Annotated in this window: 12 protein-coding genes; 5 read left to right on the forward strand and 7 right to left on the reverse strand. The window is 69.7% G+C overall.

Features of this window, described 5'->3' with window-relative positions:
• Positions 1 to 115: 115 nt before the first annotated feature.
• The 5 genes from gatC (at position 116) to gatB (ending at position 5023) form a co-directional block, all read left to right on the forward strand.
• Positions 116 to 415, forward strand: a complete 300-nt coding sequence (gene gatC / locus FOB72_RS14375; protein ID WP_150373207.1) for an Asp-tRNA(Asn)/Glu-tRNA(Gln) amidotransferase subunit GatC — start codon at positions 116 to 118, stop codon at positions 413 to 415.
• Positions 416 to 490: 75 nt separating this feature from the next.
• Positions 491 to 1996 (forward strand): Asp-tRNA(Asn)/Glu-tRNA(Gln) amidotransferase subunit GatA, encoded by a 1506-nt coding sequence (gatA, locus tag FOB72_RS14380; protein ID WP_150373209.1) that lies wholly within the window; start codon positions 491 to 493, stop codon positions 1994 to 1996.
• A gap of 21 nt (positions 1997 to 2017) precedes the next feature.
• Complete coding sequence (locus FOB72_RS14385; RefSeq protein WP_150373210.1) at positions 2018 to 2479, forward strand: hypothetical protein; 462 nt, start codon at positions 2018 to 2020, stop codon at positions 2477 to 2479.
• 10 nt (positions 2480 to 2489) lie between these two features.
• The gene (locus tag FOB72_RS14390) at positions 2490 to 3524 is read left to right on the forward strand and encodes a dienelactone hydrolase family protein (protein WP_150373211.1); all 1035 of its coding nucleotides are present in this window, start codon (positions 2490 to 2492) and stop codon (positions 3522 to 3524) included.
• A gap of 35 nt (positions 3525 to 3559) precedes the next feature.
• Positions 3560 to 5023, forward strand: coding sequence for an Asp-tRNA(Asn)/Glu-tRNA(Gln) amidotransferase subunit GatB (gene gatB / locus FOB72_RS14395; protein ID WP_150373213.1), 1464 nt, complete (start codon positions 3560 to 3562; stop codon positions 5021 to 5023).
• 16 nt (positions 5024 to 5039) lie between these two features.
• On the opposite strand, the gene FOB72_RS14400 is transcribed toward gatB, so the two are convergent.
• The 7 genes from FOB72_RS14400 to kdpB all read right to left on the reverse strand — a co-directional run bounded on the left by FOB72_RS14400 (position 5040) and on the right by kdpB (position 16016).
• A complete protein-coding gene (locus tag FOB72_RS14400) occupies positions 5040 to 6011 on the reverse strand; it encodes a transglutaminase N-terminal domain-containing protein (RefSeq protein ID WP_150373214.1) in 972 nt (323 codons plus the stop codon).
• Positions 6008 to 8650 (reverse strand): circularly permuted type 2 ATP-grasp protein, encoded by a 2643-nt coding sequence (locus FOB72_RS14405; protein WP_223851345.1) that lies wholly within the window; start codon positions 8648 to 8650, stop codon positions 6008 to 6010. Before FOB72_RS14405 ends, FOB72_RS14400 begins: the two co-directional genes overlap by 4 nt.
• A gap of 16 nt (positions 8651 to 8666) precedes the next feature.
• Entirely contained in the window at positions 8667 to 9434 is a 768-nt protein-coding gene (locus FOB72_RS14410; protein ID WP_150373217.1) for a tetratricopeptide repeat protein, read from the reverse strand.
• A gap of 140 nt (positions 9435 to 9574) precedes the next feature.
• Complete coding sequence (gene kdpE, locus FOB72_RS14415; RefSeq protein ID WP_150373219.1) at positions 9575 to 10270, reverse strand: two-component system response regulator KdpE; 696 nt, start codon at positions 10268 to 10270, stop codon at positions 9575 to 9577.
• A gap of 1 nt (position 10271) precedes the next feature.
• Positions 10272 to 13178 carry a sensor histidine kinase gene (locus FOB72_RS14420; protein ID WP_150373221.1) on the reverse strand — a complete coding sequence of 969 codons (2907 nt, stop codon included), beginning with the start codon at positions 13176 to 13178 and terminating at the stop codon, positions 10272 to 10274.
• Positions 13179 to 13271: 93 nt separating this feature from the next.
• Entirely contained in the window at positions 13272 to 13895 is a 624-nt protein-coding gene (kdpC, locus tag FOB72_RS14425) for a potassium-transporting ATPase subunit KdpC (RefSeq protein WP_150373222.1), read from the reverse strand.
• Between the two features lie 15 nt (positions 13896 to 13910).
• Positions 13911 to 16016 carry a potassium-transporting ATPase subunit KdpB gene (gene kdpB / locus FOB72_RS14430; RefSeq protein WP_223851527.1) on the reverse strand — a complete coding sequence of 702 codons (2106 nt, stop codon included), beginning with the start codon at positions 16014 to 16016 and terminating at the stop codon, positions 13911 to 13913.
• Positions 16017 to 16044 lie beyond the last annotated feature (28 nt).

Here is a 16044-nt window from a genome sequence, read left to right on the forward strand (position 1 = left end):
AAAACTTGTAACTTCGACGGTAATTTCGGTAACTCCGGGGACACCTCCCGGTAACACCCCGCCAGCGGCCCCAACCGGCCGCGCATCCCCGCGGCACCGTCTGTCACTCCACGCCATGGCCCTCGATCTGAACGACGTCAAGCGCATTGCCCATCTGGCCCGCATCGAAACCAGCGATGAAGAGGCCGCCCATATGCTTGGCCAACTGAACAACTTCTTCTCGCTCGTCGAGCAGATGCAGGCGGTGGACACCACCGGCATCACGCCGCTGGCCCATCCGCTGTCCGCCGTGCGCGATATCGCGCAGCGCCTGCGCGAGGATGCGGTCACCGAGTCCGACCGCCGCGCCGACTACCAGCGCCCCGCGCCGGCCACCGAGGACGGCCTCTATCTGGTGCCGAAGGTCATCGAGTAAGCGCGCGGGCCATCCGCACCCGCACGCCCGCCCGCGACTTTCGTCCGCCACCATCAGACGCCCACCCCGAACGACATGTCCTTTTCCGCTGATTCCGTGAATTCCCTGCGCCAGATCGCCGATGCCCTGGCGGCGCGCACCGTCTCCGCCGAGGAACTCGCGCGCGAGTACCTGGCCCGCATCGAAGCCGCCGGCGCGCTCAACGCGTTCGTCGATGTCCAGCCCGAACGCACGCTCGCGCAGGCGCGCGAAGCCGACGCGCGCCGCGCGCGCGGCGAGGCCACGCCGCTGACGGGCGTGCCCATCGCCCACAAGGACGTGTTCGTGACGCGCGGCTGGAAGTCGACGGCCGGCTCGAAAATGCTGGCCGGTTACGAGAGCCCGTTCGACGCCACGGTCGTGGAACGGCTGGCCGCCGCCGGCATGGTCACGCTGGGCAAGACCAACATGGACGAGTTCGCGATGGGCTCGTCCAACGAGAACTCGTTCTTCGGCCCCGTGCGCAACCCATGGGATGCCGCGCGCGTGCCGGGCGGCTCGTCGGGCGGTTCGGCCGCGGCCATCGCGGCCGGCCTCGCGCCCGCCGCCACGGGAACGGACACGGGCGGCTCGATCCGCCAGCCCGCGTCGTTCTCGGGCATCACCGGCATCAAGCCCACCTATGGCCGCGTGTCGCGCTACGGCATGATCGCGTTCGCCTCGTCGCTCGACCAGGGCGGCCCCATGGCGCGTAGCGCCGAGGATTGCGCGCTCCTGCTCAACGCGATGGCCGGCTTCGACGAACGCGATTCGACGAGCCTCACGCCCGCGCAGGGCGGCGTCGAGGAAGACTTCACGCGCCATCTGGGCCAGCCGCGCGCGGGCGCCACCGCGGACCGTCCGCTGGCCGGCCTGCGCATCGGCCTGCCGCGCGAGTACTTCGGCAAGGGCCTGTCCGCCGACGTCGAGCTGGCCGTGCGCGCCGCGCTGGCCGAGTACGAGAAGCTGGGCGCGACGCTCGTCGAGGTTTCGCTGCCGAAGACCGAGCTGTCGATTCCCGTGTACTACGTGATCGCGCCGGCCGAGGCATCGTCGAACCTCTCGCGCTTCGACGGCGTGCGCTACGGCCATCGCGCGGCCGAGTACCGCGATCTGCTCGACATGTACAAGAAGAGCCGCGCCGAAGGCTTCGGCGCCGAGGTCAAGCGACGCATCCTCGTGGGCACCTACGTGCTGTCGCACGGCTACTACGACGCCTACTACCTGCAGGCACAGAAGATCCGCCGCATCATCGCCGACGACTTCCAGGCCGCGTTCGCGCAGTGCGACGTGATCATGGGCCCGGTGGCGCCGACCGTCGCGTGGAAGCTCGGCGAGAAGAGCGCGGATCCGGTGCAGATGTACCTGGCCGACATCTTCACGCTGTCCACGAGCCTGGCCGGCCTGCCCGGCATGAGCGTGCCGTGCGGCTTCGGCGAGGGCAACATGCCCGTGGGCCTGCAGCTGATCGGCAACTACTTCGACGAGGCACGCCTGCTGCAGACCGCGCACGCGTTCCAGCAGGCCACGGACTGGCATCTGCGCCGTCCCGTCGCGGCCTGACCGACAAGGAAACAGACGACGATGACGAGCAACCGGATGCTGCGCCGCGCCCTGGCCGCCATGGCACTCGCCCTGGCGGTGAGCGGCTGCATCCAGTTGCCGTTCGGACGTCCCACCCCGATCGCGAGCCGCGACATCGACCTGGCGGGCAACTGCCAGCGCACCGAGGAAGACGGTTTCCGCGAGGATGCGCAGCTGAACGTCGATGACAACACGGTACGGCAGCTGTCGTGGAAGCTGTGGGTGGGCAAGCGCGGCTCGTGCAGCTTCGACCTCGCCGACTTCCGGCAGGTCCGCAAGTCCCCGCACATCGAGCTGCGCGCGAACGATGGCAGCGGCTGCAAGCTGATGGTCTGGCAGGATCCGCGCCGCGTCACGCTCGCGCATGCGAACTGCCAGCAGCGCTGCACGCCGGGCATCTACGAGCAGGCATGGCCCGTGATGTTCGACCCGGGTACCGGCGCGTGCGCCGCGACGCGATAGGGGCACGAACATGACGATCGACAGCGCTACGGGTCTCGGCGACTCCGCCCTCGCGGTCCGGCTCGCCCGGGCCCTCCAGCGGAGGCTGGCACGAACCACGACGCGCGCGTTTGCCGCGCTCGCCGTCGCCGCGTGCGCGTTACCGGCCGCGGCCGTGCCCGCGATGATGCCGTCCTCCCCCGCCAGCGCGGTGCTGACGCCGCCCTCGCCCGCGAGCGCCGCACTGGCGCAGCCCGTGCCCGCGCAGCGCGTGACGGTACCGGGCGAACCCGGCATGCCCACGCTCACCGCATACTGGTTCCTGCCGCGCGAGAGCGCGGGTACGCGCGCCGGCGGCATGCCCGTGGTGGTGGCCCTGCACGGCTGCAACGGGCTCGACGAGACACGCAGGACCGGCGTGCTGCAGACGCGCTACCGCGAATACGCGCAGTGGCTCAACGAACGCGGCTACGCGGTGCTCATGCCCGACAGCTACGGCCCGCGCGGCAAGGACAACAGCTGCAACGAAGCGCCCGACGCGCGCGGCCTCGACGACAAGGCGCGACGCGCCGACGCGCTGGCCGCTCTTCGCTGGCTCTCGGGCCAGTCCGGCATCGACATGCGCCGCGTGGTGCTGCTCGGCTGGTCCAACGGCGCGCAGGCCGTGCTCGCGACGATCGACGCAAGCCGGCCCTGGCCGGCCGCCACGCCGAACGTCGAACGCGCGGTGGCGTTCTATCCGGGCTGCCGGCGCGCGGTGCAGCAGCACAATTTCCGGCTGCGCTCGCCGCTGCTGGTCATGATCGGCGGCGCCGACGACTGGACGCCCGCGACGCGCTGCGCGATGCTGCAGAGCGCGGTGCAGGCGCGGCAGCCGAACGCGCGCTTCCGCCTGGAGATCTACCCGGGCGCCTATCACGGCTTCGACGGCACCAGCGAGCTCCATGTGCGCCGCGATGTCGCCTCGACGCGCCGCGGCGGACATGTCACGGTGGGCGGCGATGCCGTCGCGCGCGTGGCGGCACTTGCGCAACTCGATTCGTGGCTGTCCAGCACCGAACCGTAATACACAAGATACAGAACACGTACAGGAATACCGCCATGCAATCCACGCAATGGGAAGTGGTGATCGGCCTGGAGACGCATACGCAGCTCTCCACGGTCTCCAAGATTTTCTCGGGCACGTCCACCGCCTTCGGTGGTGAGCCCAATACGCAGGCTTCGCCGGTGGACCTCGCGCTGCCGGGCGTGCTGCCCGTGCTCAACAAGGGCGCCGTCGAGCGCGCGATCGAGTTCGGGCTGGCCATCGGCGCGAAGATCGCGCCGCGCAGCATCTTCGCGCGCAAGAACTACTTCTATCCCGATCTGCCGAAGGGCTACCAGATCAGCCAGTACGAGATTCCCGTCGTGCAGGGCGGTGCCATCACGATCCAGGTGGAAGGCAAGCAGGGCGTCTACGAGAAGACCGTGCAGCTGACGCGCGCGCACCTCGAGGAAGACGCGGGCAAGTCCCTGCACGAAGACTTCGCGGGCATGACGGGCATCGACCTCAACCGCGCCGGCACGCCGCTGCTCGAGATCGTGACGGAACCCGACATGCGCAGCGCCGCGGAGGCCGTGGCCTACGCGAAGGCGCTGCACTCGCTCGTGGTCTGGCTCGGCATCTGCGACGGCAACATGCAGGAAGGCAGCTTCCGCTGCGATGCGAACGTGTCCGTGCGCCCCGTGGGCCAGAAGGAATTCGGCACGCGCCGCGAGATCAAGAACCTGAACTCGTTCCGCTTCCTGCAACAGGCGATCGAATACGAGATCCAGTGGCAGATCAACGAGATCGAGGACGGCCGCAAGATCGTGCAGGCCACCGTGCTGTTCGACCCCGATACCGGCGAGACGCGCGCGATGCGCACGAAGGAAGACGCGCACGACTACCGCTACTTCCCCGATCCGGACCTGATGCCGCTCGAGATCGACGACGCCTGGATCGAGCGCGTGCGCGACAGCCTGCCCGAGCTGCCGGCGACGATGCAGGCGCGCTTTGTCGCGCAGTACGGCCTGTCCGCGTACGACGCGAGCATGCTGACCGCGAGCAAGGCGCTCGCTGGCTACTACGAGGCCGTCGTGAGCGAAGTGGGCGCCTCGAGCGCCAAGCCCGCGGCCAACTGGCTCATGGGCGACGTGGCGTCGCAGCTGAACCGCGACGGCATCGCGATCGACGCGGCGCCGGTCCGCCCGGCGCAGCTGGCCAGGCTGCTCGCGCGTATTGCCGATGGTACCGTCTCGAACAACACCGCCAAGAAGGACGTGTTCCCGGCCATGTGGGCCGGCGAGTCCGGCGGCGATGCCGACGCGATCATCGCGGCCAAGGGCCTCAAGCAGATGTCCGATACCGGCGAGCTCGAGAAGATCATCGACGACGTGCTGGCCGCCAACGCGAAGTCGGTCGAGGAATTCCGCTCGGGCAAGGAAAAGGCCTTCAACGCGCTGGTGGGTCAGGCCATGAAGGCCACCAAGGGCAAGGCCAACCCCGCGCAGGTCAACGAGCTGCTGAAGAAGAAGCTGTCGTAACCCGTCGCCTGGCGTGTCAGGTCTGCGGCACCACGCTGACCTGCACCGCCACCTCGTGTTCCCCGCCGCCGACGATGACGCCGTGCAACAGCGGGATATCGCTGTAGTCGCGCGCCATCGCCAGCGTGACGTGGCGCGTGTCGGCCAGTACATCGTTGGTCGGGTCGAGGTCGATCCAGCCGAGCACCGGGCACCAGACGCCCGCCCACGCATGCGACGCGTCGGCCCCGAGCAGGCGCGCCTCGCCCGGCGGCGGATCGGTCAGCAGATAGCCGCTCACATAGCGCGCCGCGAGTCCGAGCGAGCGCAGGCAGCCGATCATCACCTGCGCGAAGTCCTGGCATACCCCGCTGCGTAGCGCGAACGCTTCCAGCGCGGGCGTATGCACCTCCGTCGTCTCGCTGCGATAGGCGAAGTCCGCGTGGATCCGATGCATCAGGTCGATGGCCCCCGCGGCCACGGTCACGCCCGGCCCGAAGCTTTGCAGTGCGTACGCGCGCAGGTCCGGATGCAGCGCCACGTTCGGCGATGCATAGACGAACTCGGTCTCGCGATGGAACGGCTGCCCCGCCGTGAATCGCAGGCATTGCGCGGCCGCTTCCCACGGCATGCTGCGCGCGGCATCGAACCCTTCCCACCGCGGCATCAGCGTGACGAGGCTCGTTGCGCTCACGCTCATCTCTTCGTGCAGCACGTCGAGCATGAAATGCAGCACGCCGTTGCCGAATGCATCGGTTCGCATATGCTGATGCGCGGGCCCGGGATGGACGACGATGCCGTGCGCGTGCACGCTCTGCCATGGATACGAGGACGGCGAAGCGACCGCGCGCTGCTGCGCGAGCTCGACCGGATGCGCGTAGCGATAGGTCGTCACGTGCTGCACGGCAAGCGTCGTCAGCGTCGCCGGCACGTCCGAGAGGATGCACCGCCTGCATCCGGCGGCCGCGTTCGCCGCGGTCGATGCGTCCGGTGTGCTGGACTGGCTCATGACAACTCCTTGCCCGGCGCCGCGCCCGCGTGGCTGAAATAGCGCGAGGCGATCTCCTCCGATATGCGCGCCATGCGCTCGCCGAGGTGGTCGCACAAGGCCGCGAGCTTCGCGTGGCGGCCCGCGGGATCGGCCTCCACGAGCCCCGTGAGCGACGGCAGCGCCGTGGCGGGCGGCAGCATTTCCACAAGCGGCACGCGCGCCTGGCCGCTGGTGCCCGCGGGAATCTGCGCGAGCTTGTCGCGCAGCCGCTCCAGCACGCCATAGAGTCCGCGCGGATTGGTCGGTTCGATCACGAGCAACTGCACGAGGGGGGCGAGGTCCGTCCTGCCCGGATACCGCGAGCGGAAGGTCAGCGTGCTGTCGAACAGGTGCAGCAGCAGGTCGAAGCCGCCCCGCGTAAGCAGGGCGCCGGTTTCCACGGCAGTCTCCAGCATCGGCGCGAGGCCGCCGATCCGTTCGATATGCCGGCCGATAAAGACCAGCCGCCAGGCCTCGTCGCGCGTCATGCGGTCGCCCTGCGCGCCGCTGATCGCGCCGAGCTGCATGCTCAGGTGGTCGAGCGCCGCGAGCACGCGCGTGCGGTCGTAGCCGAGGCCGGCACCGTCGGCACGATCGGCACCCTCGCCGCTCCCCTCGGGCGTGCAGGCGGCCGCCATCGCCGCGCGGAAGTCGTTGCGCGCGGCGAGAATCGTGCGCCAGTGATCGTTGGAGAGCCGGTTGCGGATCTGGCTCGCGGCGCGCGCGTGGCCCGCGAGGGCATACATCACGCCCGAGCGGCCGGACGGGTCGGCCAGCGACATGACGAGGCGGCGCTCGAACGCCGCGAGCGACGCCGGAGACGAAGCGGGCGCGGATGCATCGGGTGTCGGCGTGTCCTCGGGCACGAGGCTGAACCACCGTGCAAGACTGCCGATCATCGCCAGCGCGCCTTCGTCGGTTTCCTCATGCCGCTCGATGGAGCCGAGAATCTGGCGGCAGAGGCGCACCGTGTTCTCGGCGCGCTCGGCATAGCGGCCACCCCAGTACAGATTCTCCGCGGCGCGGCTGGACACCGTGAGCGCGGCCTGTGCCTGCGCGGCGGGCGCGGCGAGGCCCGTGCGCGCGGTCAGCGGCGTGGCGCCGATCGGCTGCGTCGATAGCACCCACGTGTCCGCGCTCGTGCCGCCGGTGCGCATCGATACCGCGTCGCAGCCGGCGGGCGCGAGCCGCGTGAAGCCGCCCGGCATCACCTGCCAGCCACCGTTGCCATCGGACACGGCGTACACGCGCAGCATGGCCGCGCGCGAGCGCATGCGGCGATCGCCCGCATCCCAGCAGGGCGTGTGCGAGAGCGCGAGCGGCGCCTGGATCGTGTAGCGGTCGGGCATGGCCTCGATGCGCGCGCGCCAGTCGGGCAATGGCTGCACGCCGCGTTCCTGCCCGGGGAGCGTTTCGCAGTCGATGTCCGCTTCGATCTCGGCTTCCGTGCCCGCTTCAATCTCCGCGTCCGCTTCCGCCTGGGCTTCCGGGTATGTCGGCATGACGTACGCCTCGCCCAGCGCCTCGAAGGCCCGCTCGCGCGCGGCCGCCTCGCCGCACCACCACGTGTCCACATCGGGCAGCCGCAGCGACTCGCCGATCAGTGCCTCGGCGATGCCCGGCAGAAACCCGTGAATCGCCGGCGACTCGAGAAAGCCCGAGCCCGGCATATTGGAGATCAGCACATTGCCCGCGCGCATCGCCTCGAGCAGCCCCGGCACGCCGACCATCGAATCCGCGCGCAATTCGAGCGGATCGCACAGCACGTCATCGACGCGGCGAACGATCACATCGACGCGCTCGAGGCCGCCGAACGTCTTCAGGTAGACCACGTCGTTGCGCACCGTCAGGTCGCCGCCCTCGACGAGCGTGATACCGAGGTAACGCGCGAGGAACGCATGCTCGAAGTACATCGCGCTCGCCGGGCCCGGGGTCAGCAGCACGAGATGCCGCTCGCCGGAGACGCCCTCGATCGGCAGGTGGGTGAGCGTGGAGATCAACTGCGCGAAGGCCGGCGGCAGACGCCGCACATGCTGCGCGCGGAACGCCTCGGCAAGCTGGCCCGCGACGATGAGCCGGTTCTCGAGCGCGTAGCCCATGCCCGCGGGGGTTTCGGTGCGATGCGCGAGCACGGTCCAGCCTCCCTCGCCATGGACGAGGTCGACCGCGACGATCTGCAGGAAGCTCCCGCCGGGGGGCTGGTAGCCCTTGAGCCCGCGCAGATAGCAGGGATGTCCGAACACGAGGCCCGGCGGCAGCAGGCCGCGCGCGAGCAGCGTCTGCGGCCCATAGATATCGGCCATGATCGCGTTGGCCAGCACCGCGCGCTGGGTCACGCCCGCCTCGATCGCGGCCCAGTCGTCCTCTGCAATCAGGAACGGCAGCAGTTCCAGCGCCCAGTCGCGCGCGCTGTCCTCCTCCGCATGGACGTTGAAGGTCACGCCGTTGTCGCGGACCTGCCGCGCCACGGCGGCGGCGCGGGCGGCAAGCGTGTCCGCGCGCGGCGCGCCCAGCGCCTCGTAGAAGCCGCCCCATGGCGCGCGCATCGCCCCGTCGGGTCCGCGCAGTTCGTCGAGATGGCCGTCCGGCACGGGCGGCGGCATGAGTGTGTCGGCCATGGCATGGCCGCCGGTGCTACATCGCTTTGGCATTGGCTCCCTTGTTGCCATTTGCGCGTACGGTTTCCTCGAGCAGCGATCGCAGCTTGGCCAGCGCGCCGGGGTCCCCGTGCGCGGCCGACCGGGCGTACCAGATCTTTGCCTGCTCGATATCCTTTTCCACCACGCCCGGCTCGCCACGCTCGTAATAGCTGCCGACGATGTACTGCGCGCCGCCGTCCCCGGCCGTCGCGGCACGGCTGTACCACGTGAACGCCTTGCCGTAGTCGAGATCGACCCCGCGGCCGGTGAAGTAATTGGTGGCCAGCGCCATCTGCGCCTGCGTATGCCCGCCCTGCGCGGCCATCGCGTACCAGCGGTTGGCCTCGGCGAGCGATTTCGGCACGAGGCCGCCCCGTTCGTAGAGATCGCCGAGCGTGTACTGCGCGTGTGTCATCTGGTTATCGGCAGCCTTGCGCAACCACACGAGGGCTTCCTCGGGCTTCGCGGGCGTACCTTCTCCGCGCAGCAGCATCATCGCGTAATTGAATTGCGCCAGCCGGTTGCCCTGCCTGGCCGCGGCGGCAAAACCCTGCAGCGCGGCGTCGTAGCGGCCCGCGTCGTAGTCGGCCACGGCGGCCTGGGTCTGCGATTGCGCGGGAGCGGGCCGCTCCGTGGCGACGGCCCGGGTGGCGGCCGCCGCGGGCAACGCGATGGCGAGCGCCATCGCTGACGCCAGCGCGGCGCGCCAGATCGGCGGGATGCGCGCGCCGGAGGCGCGGCGCGGCGGGGGCAAGGCAGGCATAAGGAGGCTCCGGTTCGCCAGTCACCTGCCAGTGTAGTGGGGAAGGCTCGCGTCCGGTGTAGGCGCCCTCCGCCATTCACAGGAGAAATACCACCGTTATGAAATTACGGCCTTGTATTTCTCCCGCATATAGCGCATCGCTATCCCGCGAAGCGGTAGCCGACGCCGACCTCGGTCAGCAAATGTGCCGGCTGGGCCGGATCCGCCTCCAGCTTGTGCCGCAGATGACCCATATATACGCGCAGGTAGTGGCTGCTTTCCGAGTGCGACGGGCCCCAGACCTCGCGCAGCAGTTCCCGGTGCGTCATGACCTTGCCGCGATGGGCGATCAGCACCGCGAGCAGCCGGTATTCGATCGGCGTCAGGTGGATGGAGGCTTCGCCGCGCGTCACGAGGCGGTTGGCGAGATCGACCTTTACGTCGCCGAACGCGATCTGTGGCGTCCCCTGCGGATTGGTCCTGGCGTGGCGCCGCAGCAGCACGCGCACGCGCGCGACGAGTTCTCCGACGCCGAAGGGCTTGGTCAGGTAGTCGTCGGCGCCCGCATCGAGCGCGGCGATCTTGTCCGACTCCTCGGTGCGGGCCGACAGCACGAGCACCGGTACCTCGGTCCAGGTGCGCATCTCGCGGATCAGCGTCATGCCGTCGCCATCGGGCAGGCCGAGGTCGAGGATCACGATATCGGGCTGGCGCGTGCCGGCATCGATCAGGCCGCGCTTGAGGGTGTCTGCTTCATGGACCGTGCAGCCCTCGGCCTGCAGCGACTCGCGCACGAACCGGCGAATATGCGGTTCGTCTTCGACGAGCAGGACGGTGGGCGAATAATCGAAAGGCATGTCAGTGAGAATCCTTGCCGCGCATCGATGGCGGCGCGACGTCCACAGTTTCCAGGATTTCCGGCTCGATCGCCGGCGGATTGCCGCGCGGCAGCGCCAGCGTGAAGCGCGCGCCCGCGCCCTCCACCGCATCGGCCCAGATCCGTCCGCCATGCGCCTGCATGATCGCATCGCATACCGCGAGTCCGAGGCCCACGCCGGCCGTCGCCGATTCGCTGTCGCCCCGCACGAACTTCTCGAAGATCTGCCGCTCGCGGCCGCGCGGGACGCCGGGGCCATCGTCCTCGACGACCAGACGCACCTCGTCGCCGACGATCGCGCCGTGCAGCCGAATCTCGGTCCCCGCCGGGGTGTACTTGGCCGCGTTCTCGAGCAGGTTGCACAGCACGCGTTCCATCAGCACGCCATCGCATTCGACGAGCGGCAATGCGGACAGGTCCGCCACGCGCACGCGATGTCCGGCCAGCGCATCGCGCAGCGACGCGAGCGCGGCACCGACGAGTTCTTCCAGCGACTGCCACGTGCGCTGCAATGCCACGTCGTGCCGCTGCAGGCGCGCCATGTCCAGCAGGTTCACGACCATCGTGCGCATGCGCTGTGCCTGCCCGCGCATCGCATCGACCGTCGCCGCCACGTCGTCGCGCAACGGTGGGTCCGTTCGTTGCAGCGTCTCTGCCATGCCGATCAGCCCCGTGAGCGGCGTGCGCAGATCGTGCGATACCGCGGCCAGCAGCGAACTGCGCAGCCGCTCCGATTCGATCGACAGCAGCGCCTGCTGCGCGACCTCGACGTAGTGCAGCCGCTCGATCGCAATCGCGATCAGCGTCGTGAACACGTCCGCCTGGCGGCGCAGGTCGGGCGCCGCGAGCGCGCGCCATGCGCGCGGCTCCACCGCGAGCACGCCGCGCGTCTGCATCGGCGCCTTCAGCGGCAGGTACAGCACGGTGCTGCCCGGCAACGTATGCGTACCCGTGCCTGCGGGCTGGCCGTGATCGAACACCCATTGCGCCAGTACCTTGTCGATGGCCTCGCCCCTGCGCAGGTCGGCGGCATCTCTTTGCGCCGCGTCCGGGCCGCCGTCGATCGCAAGCGATACCAGCCGACCCTGCGCGCCCACCACGAACAACGTCGCCTGCGCGTCGAACGCGGCGCGCAGAAAGCGGCTGCCGATCTCGCCGATCTGCTCGACGGTCAGCGCGGCCGACAACTCGCGCGCGAGTTCGTACAGCGTGCGCGCATCGGTCTCGCGCCGCACGGCGACGCGCGCCTGTTCGCGCAGGCCCGCCGTCAGCTGACCGATCACGAGGCCGACCGTGAGCATCACCACGAAGGTCAGCAGGTACTGCACATCGCTGACCGCGAACGACAGCCGCGGCGGGACGAAGAAATAATCGAACGATCCGACCGCGAGCACCGAAGTGAACGCTGCCGGCCCGCGGCCATGGCGCAGTGCCACACCGACGACGGCCGCGAGGAACAGCATCGCGATATTGACGAGGTCGAACCACGGCCGCGCGAGCATCGACAGCGCCGACGCCGCGCCGCACCAGAGCACGGCCCAGCCGTAGTCGTAGAGGCGCTTGCGGCGGACCTCCGCCGCCGCGGCCTCGTCTTCCGCGGTGCGCGCATCGGGGCTCGGCGCGAGCCCGCCGGGGCCGGCCGCGCGCGGCCGCAATTCGGTACGCGTGGTGTCGGCCGCCACGCGGATCACGTCGATCTCGGGGCAGCCCGCCGCCAGGGCATCCGCAAAGGTCTGCCGCCCGATCAACCGGTTGCCGACGCCCAGCGCGGGCGCCATCGCGCGGGCGAGCCAGGCGCGTCCGCGTTCGAGCCAGTGGGCCTCACGCGGCCATTCGGTACGCGCGCGGCCCACGATGACCTTGGTCAGGTTGTGACGGCGCACGTATCCCGTGACGGCGCCGACCATGTCATCGCCCGCGAGCGTGTCAGTACGCGCGCCGAGCTCCTCCGCAAGCTGCATCGCGGCCTGCATGCGCGCGCGCACCGTATCGGCAAGCGGCGTGAGGCGCGGCGTGGCGATCGTCACCACGTGCCAGTCGCAGTCGAGCTGGCTTGCAAGTCGCCGCGCGCTGCGCACGACCTGTTCCGCATCGTCCCCGCTGCCGATGCACGCGAGCACCGCTTCGCGCGTGCGCCATACGGGCGCGATGGCGCGCGCATCGCGATAGGCGCGCACATCGTCGTCGACGCGATCGGCCGTGCGGCGCAGCGCGAGTTCGCGCAGCGCCATCAGGTTGCCCTTGCGGAAGAAATTGCGTGCGGCTTGCTGGGCCTGTTCGGCCAGATAGACCTTGCCCTCGCGCAACCGCCGCAGCAGTTCGTCGGCGGGCAGATCGACGAGCATGACCTCGTCCGCGCCGTCGAACACGGCGTCGGGCACGGTCTCCCATACGCGCACGCCGGTAATGCCCCCGACGGCCTGGTTGAGGCTGTCGAGATGCTGCACGTTGACGGTGGTCCAGACATCGATGCCCGCGGCCTGCAGCTCCTGGATGTCCTGCCAGCGCTTCGGATGGCGGCTGCCCGCGGCGTTGGAGTGCGCGAGTTCGTCCACGAGCACGAGCGCGGGACGCCGCGCGAGCGCGCCGTCGAGGTCGAATTCCTGGAGCACGCGATCGCGGTACGGCACCGCACGCATCGGCAGCCGCTCGAGGCCGTCCAGCAGCGCCTCGGTCTCCGCGCGGCCATGCGTCTCGACGATGCCGATCACGACGTCGGTGCCCTGCATGCGCAGCGCGCGCGCCGCGCTGAGCATTGCAAACGTCTTGCCGACGCCTGCCGACGCGCCGAAATACACGCGCAGCTTGCCGCGCGCGGCGCGCGCGCCCTCCGCCTGCACGCGTTCGAGCAGATCATCCGGGTCGGGGCGGGCGACGGGTTCGGTCATCGGTATTCGGTGAAGAGTCGCTGCGATTCTGCCACGGCGCAACGGCCAGCGGGGTTCCTGCTTCTTGTGCGGAAGGGGGAACCCCGCGCGGCATTACTTCATGGCATCGAGTGCCAGGTTCAGCTTCAGCACGTTGACACCCGGCTCGCCGAACACGTCCAGCCCGGGGCTGCGCGTGTTCGCGGCGATCAGCGCCTCCACCTTCGCCAAGGGCACGCCGCGCAGGCGCGCCACGCGGGCGGCCTGGTACTGCGCGGCCGCGGGGCTGATATGCGGGTCCAGTCCGCTGCCCGATGCGGTCACGAGATCGACGGGCACGGGCTTGTCGTTGCCCGGATCCGCCTCGCGCAGCGCGTCGATGCGCGCCTTGGCGGCATCGGTGAGCGCCGGGTTGGTCGGGCCCAGGTTCGAGCCGACCGACGCGGCCGCGTTGTACGGCATCGGCGCGGTCGCCGACAGGCGGCCCCAGAAGTACTTCGGATCGGAGAACGGCTGGCCGATCAGTTCGGAGCCGACGACCTTGCCATCCCTGACGATCAGCGAGCCCGCGGCCTCGTGCGGGAACACCGCGCGCGCGATGCCCGTGACCACGCCCGGATACAGCAGGCCCGTCACGATCGACAGCGCGACGAACAACGTCAGCGCGGGACGCAGCATGCCCTGCTGCACGGGAGGCTGCGGCGACGCAGCGGGGGTGGTTTTCAGTTGCGATTGCATGAGGTTACTCCGGGCTCAGATCCAGCCAAACATCACGAGCAGCATGTCGATGAGCTTGATGCCGACGAACGGCACCAGAATCCCGCCGAGACCATAGATCAGCAGATTGCGGCGCAGCAGCGTCGCGGCGCCGAGCGGGCGGTAGACCACGCCGCGCAGCGCGAGCGGAATCAGCGCGACGATGATCAGCGCGTTGAAGATCACCGCGGACATGATGGCGGAGGCCGGCGTGGCCAGGCCCATCACGTTCAGCAGGTTCAGTTGCGGATAGGTGCTGGCGAACGCGGCCGGAATGATCGCGAAATACTTCGCGACATCGTTGGCCACGGAGAACGTCGTCAGCGAGCCGCGCGTCATCAGCATCTGCTTGCCGATCTCGACGATCTCGATCAGCTTGGTCGGGTTGCTGTCGAGGTCGACCATGTTGCCGGCCTCGCGCGCGGCCTGCGTGCCGCTGTTCATCGCCACCGCCACGTCGGCCTGCGCGAGCGCGGGCGCGTCGTTGGTGCCGTCGCCGGTCATCGCCACGAGGCGGCCTTCGCGCTGGAACTCGCGGATCATTGCGAGCTTCGCTTCGGGCGTGGCTTCGGCGAGGAAATCATCGACGCCCGCCTCCGCCGCGATCGACGCCGCCGTCAGGCGGTTGTCGCCGGTGATCATCACCGTGCGGATGCCCATCTTGCGAAGTTCGCCGAAACGTTCCTTGATGCCGGTCTTGACGATGTCCTTGAGCTCGATCACGCCGAGCACGCGCACGCTGTCCTCGGTGCCGACGCTCACGGCCTCCGCGACCACGAGCGGCGTGCTGCCGGCGCGCGCGATGTCATCGACCGCGTGCACCACCGCCTCGGGGAACTTGCCCGCGCGCTCCGTCACGTAACGGCGCACCGCTTCGGCCGCACCCTTGCGCACGCTGCGCACCTGATTCCCCTGCCCCACATCGACGCCGCTCATGCGCGTCTGCGCGCTGAAGGGCACGAACACGGGCGCGGCCATGCTGCGGTTGCCGAGCTCCGGCGCGGCGGCGCCGGGCTGCTGGCGGGCCAGCGCGACGATGCTGCGGCCTTCCGGCGTCTCGTCCGCGAGCGACGACAGCCACGCGGCTTCGGCCAGCTGGCGCTCGGTGACACCGGGCGCGCACACGAAGCGCGAAGCCTGGCGATTGCCGTGCGTGATCGTGCCGGTCTTGTCGAGCAGCAGCACATCGACGTCGCCCGCGGCTTCCACCGCGCGGCCCGAGGTCGCGATGACGTTCGCCTCCATCATGCGGCTCATGCCCGCCACACCGATTGCCGACAGCAGACCGCCGATCGTCGTCGGAATCAGGCATACCAGCAGCGCCACGAGCACCGTCACCGATACCGGCACGCCGAGCTTCGTCACGAGCACCGCATACAGCGAGAACGGTTGCAGCGTGGCCGTGGCGAGCAGCAGCACGAGCGTGAGCCCGACGAGCAGGATCGTCAGCGCGAGTTCGTTCGGCGTCTTCTGGCGCTTGGCGCCTTCGACCATGCCGATCATGCGGTCGATGAAGCTTTCGCCGGGATTGGTCGTGATCTGCACCACGATCCAGTCCGACAGCACGCGCGTGCCGCCCGTCACCGACGAGAAGTCGCCGCCGGACTCGCGGATCACGGGCGCCGATTCGCCGGTGATGGCCGACTCATCGACCGATGCCACGCCCTCGATCACCTCGCCGTCGCCCGGAATCGTATCGCCCGCTTCCACGAGCACGATGTCGCCCTTGCGCAGCGCCGTGGCCGGTCGCGGCTCGGTAGCGCTGATCGCGCGGTAGTCCTTGCGGCCAGCGCGCACGACGCGCGCGGTGACCGTGGTCTTGAGTCCGCGCAGCGCGGCCGCCTGCTGCTTGCTGCGGCCCTCGGCGAGCGCTTCGGCGAAGTTCGCGAACAGCACCGTGAACCAGAGCCACACGGTCACGGCGAGGATGAAGCCCGCCGATTCGCCCTCGCTCGGTTGCACGAGCGCGCGCAGGAACAGGATCGTCGTCAGGATGCTGCCCGCATAGACCACGAACATCACCGGGTTGCGCAACTGGTCGCGCGGCGCGAGCTTGCGGAACGCGTCGGCGATGGCGGGCTTGACCAGTTCCGGCGCGAACATGCTGCGCGACGCGCGCGGCTGGGTGGCG

The sequence above is a fragment of the Cupriavidus pauculus genome (genome assembly GCF_008693385.1).
Classification (GTDB): domain Bacteria; phylum Pseudomonadota; class Gammaproteobacteria; order Burkholderiales; family Burkholderiaceae; genus Cupriavidus; species Cupriavidus pauculus_D.

Bases quoted from the DNA above. Each gene is read 5' to 3' on its own strand.
- kdpB (WP_223851527.1), bottom strand. From the start codon at position 16,016: ATGTTCGCGCCGGAACTGGTCAAGCCCGCCATCGCCGACGCGTTCCGC.
- FOB72_RS14385 (WP_150373210.1), top strand. From the start codon at position 2,018: ATGACGAGCAACCGGATGCTGCGCCGCGCCCTGGCCGCCATGGCACTC.
- FOB72_RS14410 (WP_150373217.1), bottom strand. From the start codon at position 9,434: ATGCCTGCCTTGCCCCCGCCGCGCCGCGCCTCCGGCGCGCGCATCCCG.
- FOB72_RS14420 (WP_150373221.1), bottom strand. From the start codon at position 13,178: ATGACCGAACCCGTCGCCCGCCCCGACCCGGATGATCTGCTCGAACGC.
- gatA (WP_150373209.1), top strand. From the start codon at position 491: ATGTCCTTTTCCGCTGATTCCGTGAATTCCCTGCGCCAGATCGCCGAT.
- kdpE (WP_150373219.1), bottom strand. From the start codon at position 10,270: ATGCCTTTCGATTATTCGCCCACCGTCCTGCTCGTCGAAGACGAACCG.
- gatB (WP_150373213.1), top strand. From the start codon at position 3,560: ATGCAATCCACGCAATGGGAAGTGGTGATCGGCCTGGAGACGCATACG.
- FOB72_RS14400 (WP_150373214.1), bottom strand. From the start codon at position 6,011: ATGAGCCAGTCCAGCACACCGGACGCATCGACCGCGGCGAACGCGGCC.
- gatC (WP_150373207.1), top strand. From the start codon at position 116: ATGGCCCTCGATCTGAACGACGTCAAGCGCATTGCCCATCTGGCCCGC.
- FOB72_RS14390 (WP_150373211.1), top strand. From the start codon at position 2,490: ATGACGATCGACAGCGCTACGGGTCTCGGCGACTCCGCCCTCGCGGTC.
- kdpC (WP_150373222.1), bottom strand. From the start codon at position 13,895: ATGCAATCGCAACTGAAAACCACCCCCGCTGCGTCGCCGCAGCCTCCC.
- FOB72_RS14405 (WP_223851345.1), bottom strand. From the start codon at position 8,650: ATGGCCGACACACTCATGCCGCCGCCCGTGCCGGACGGCCATCTCGAC.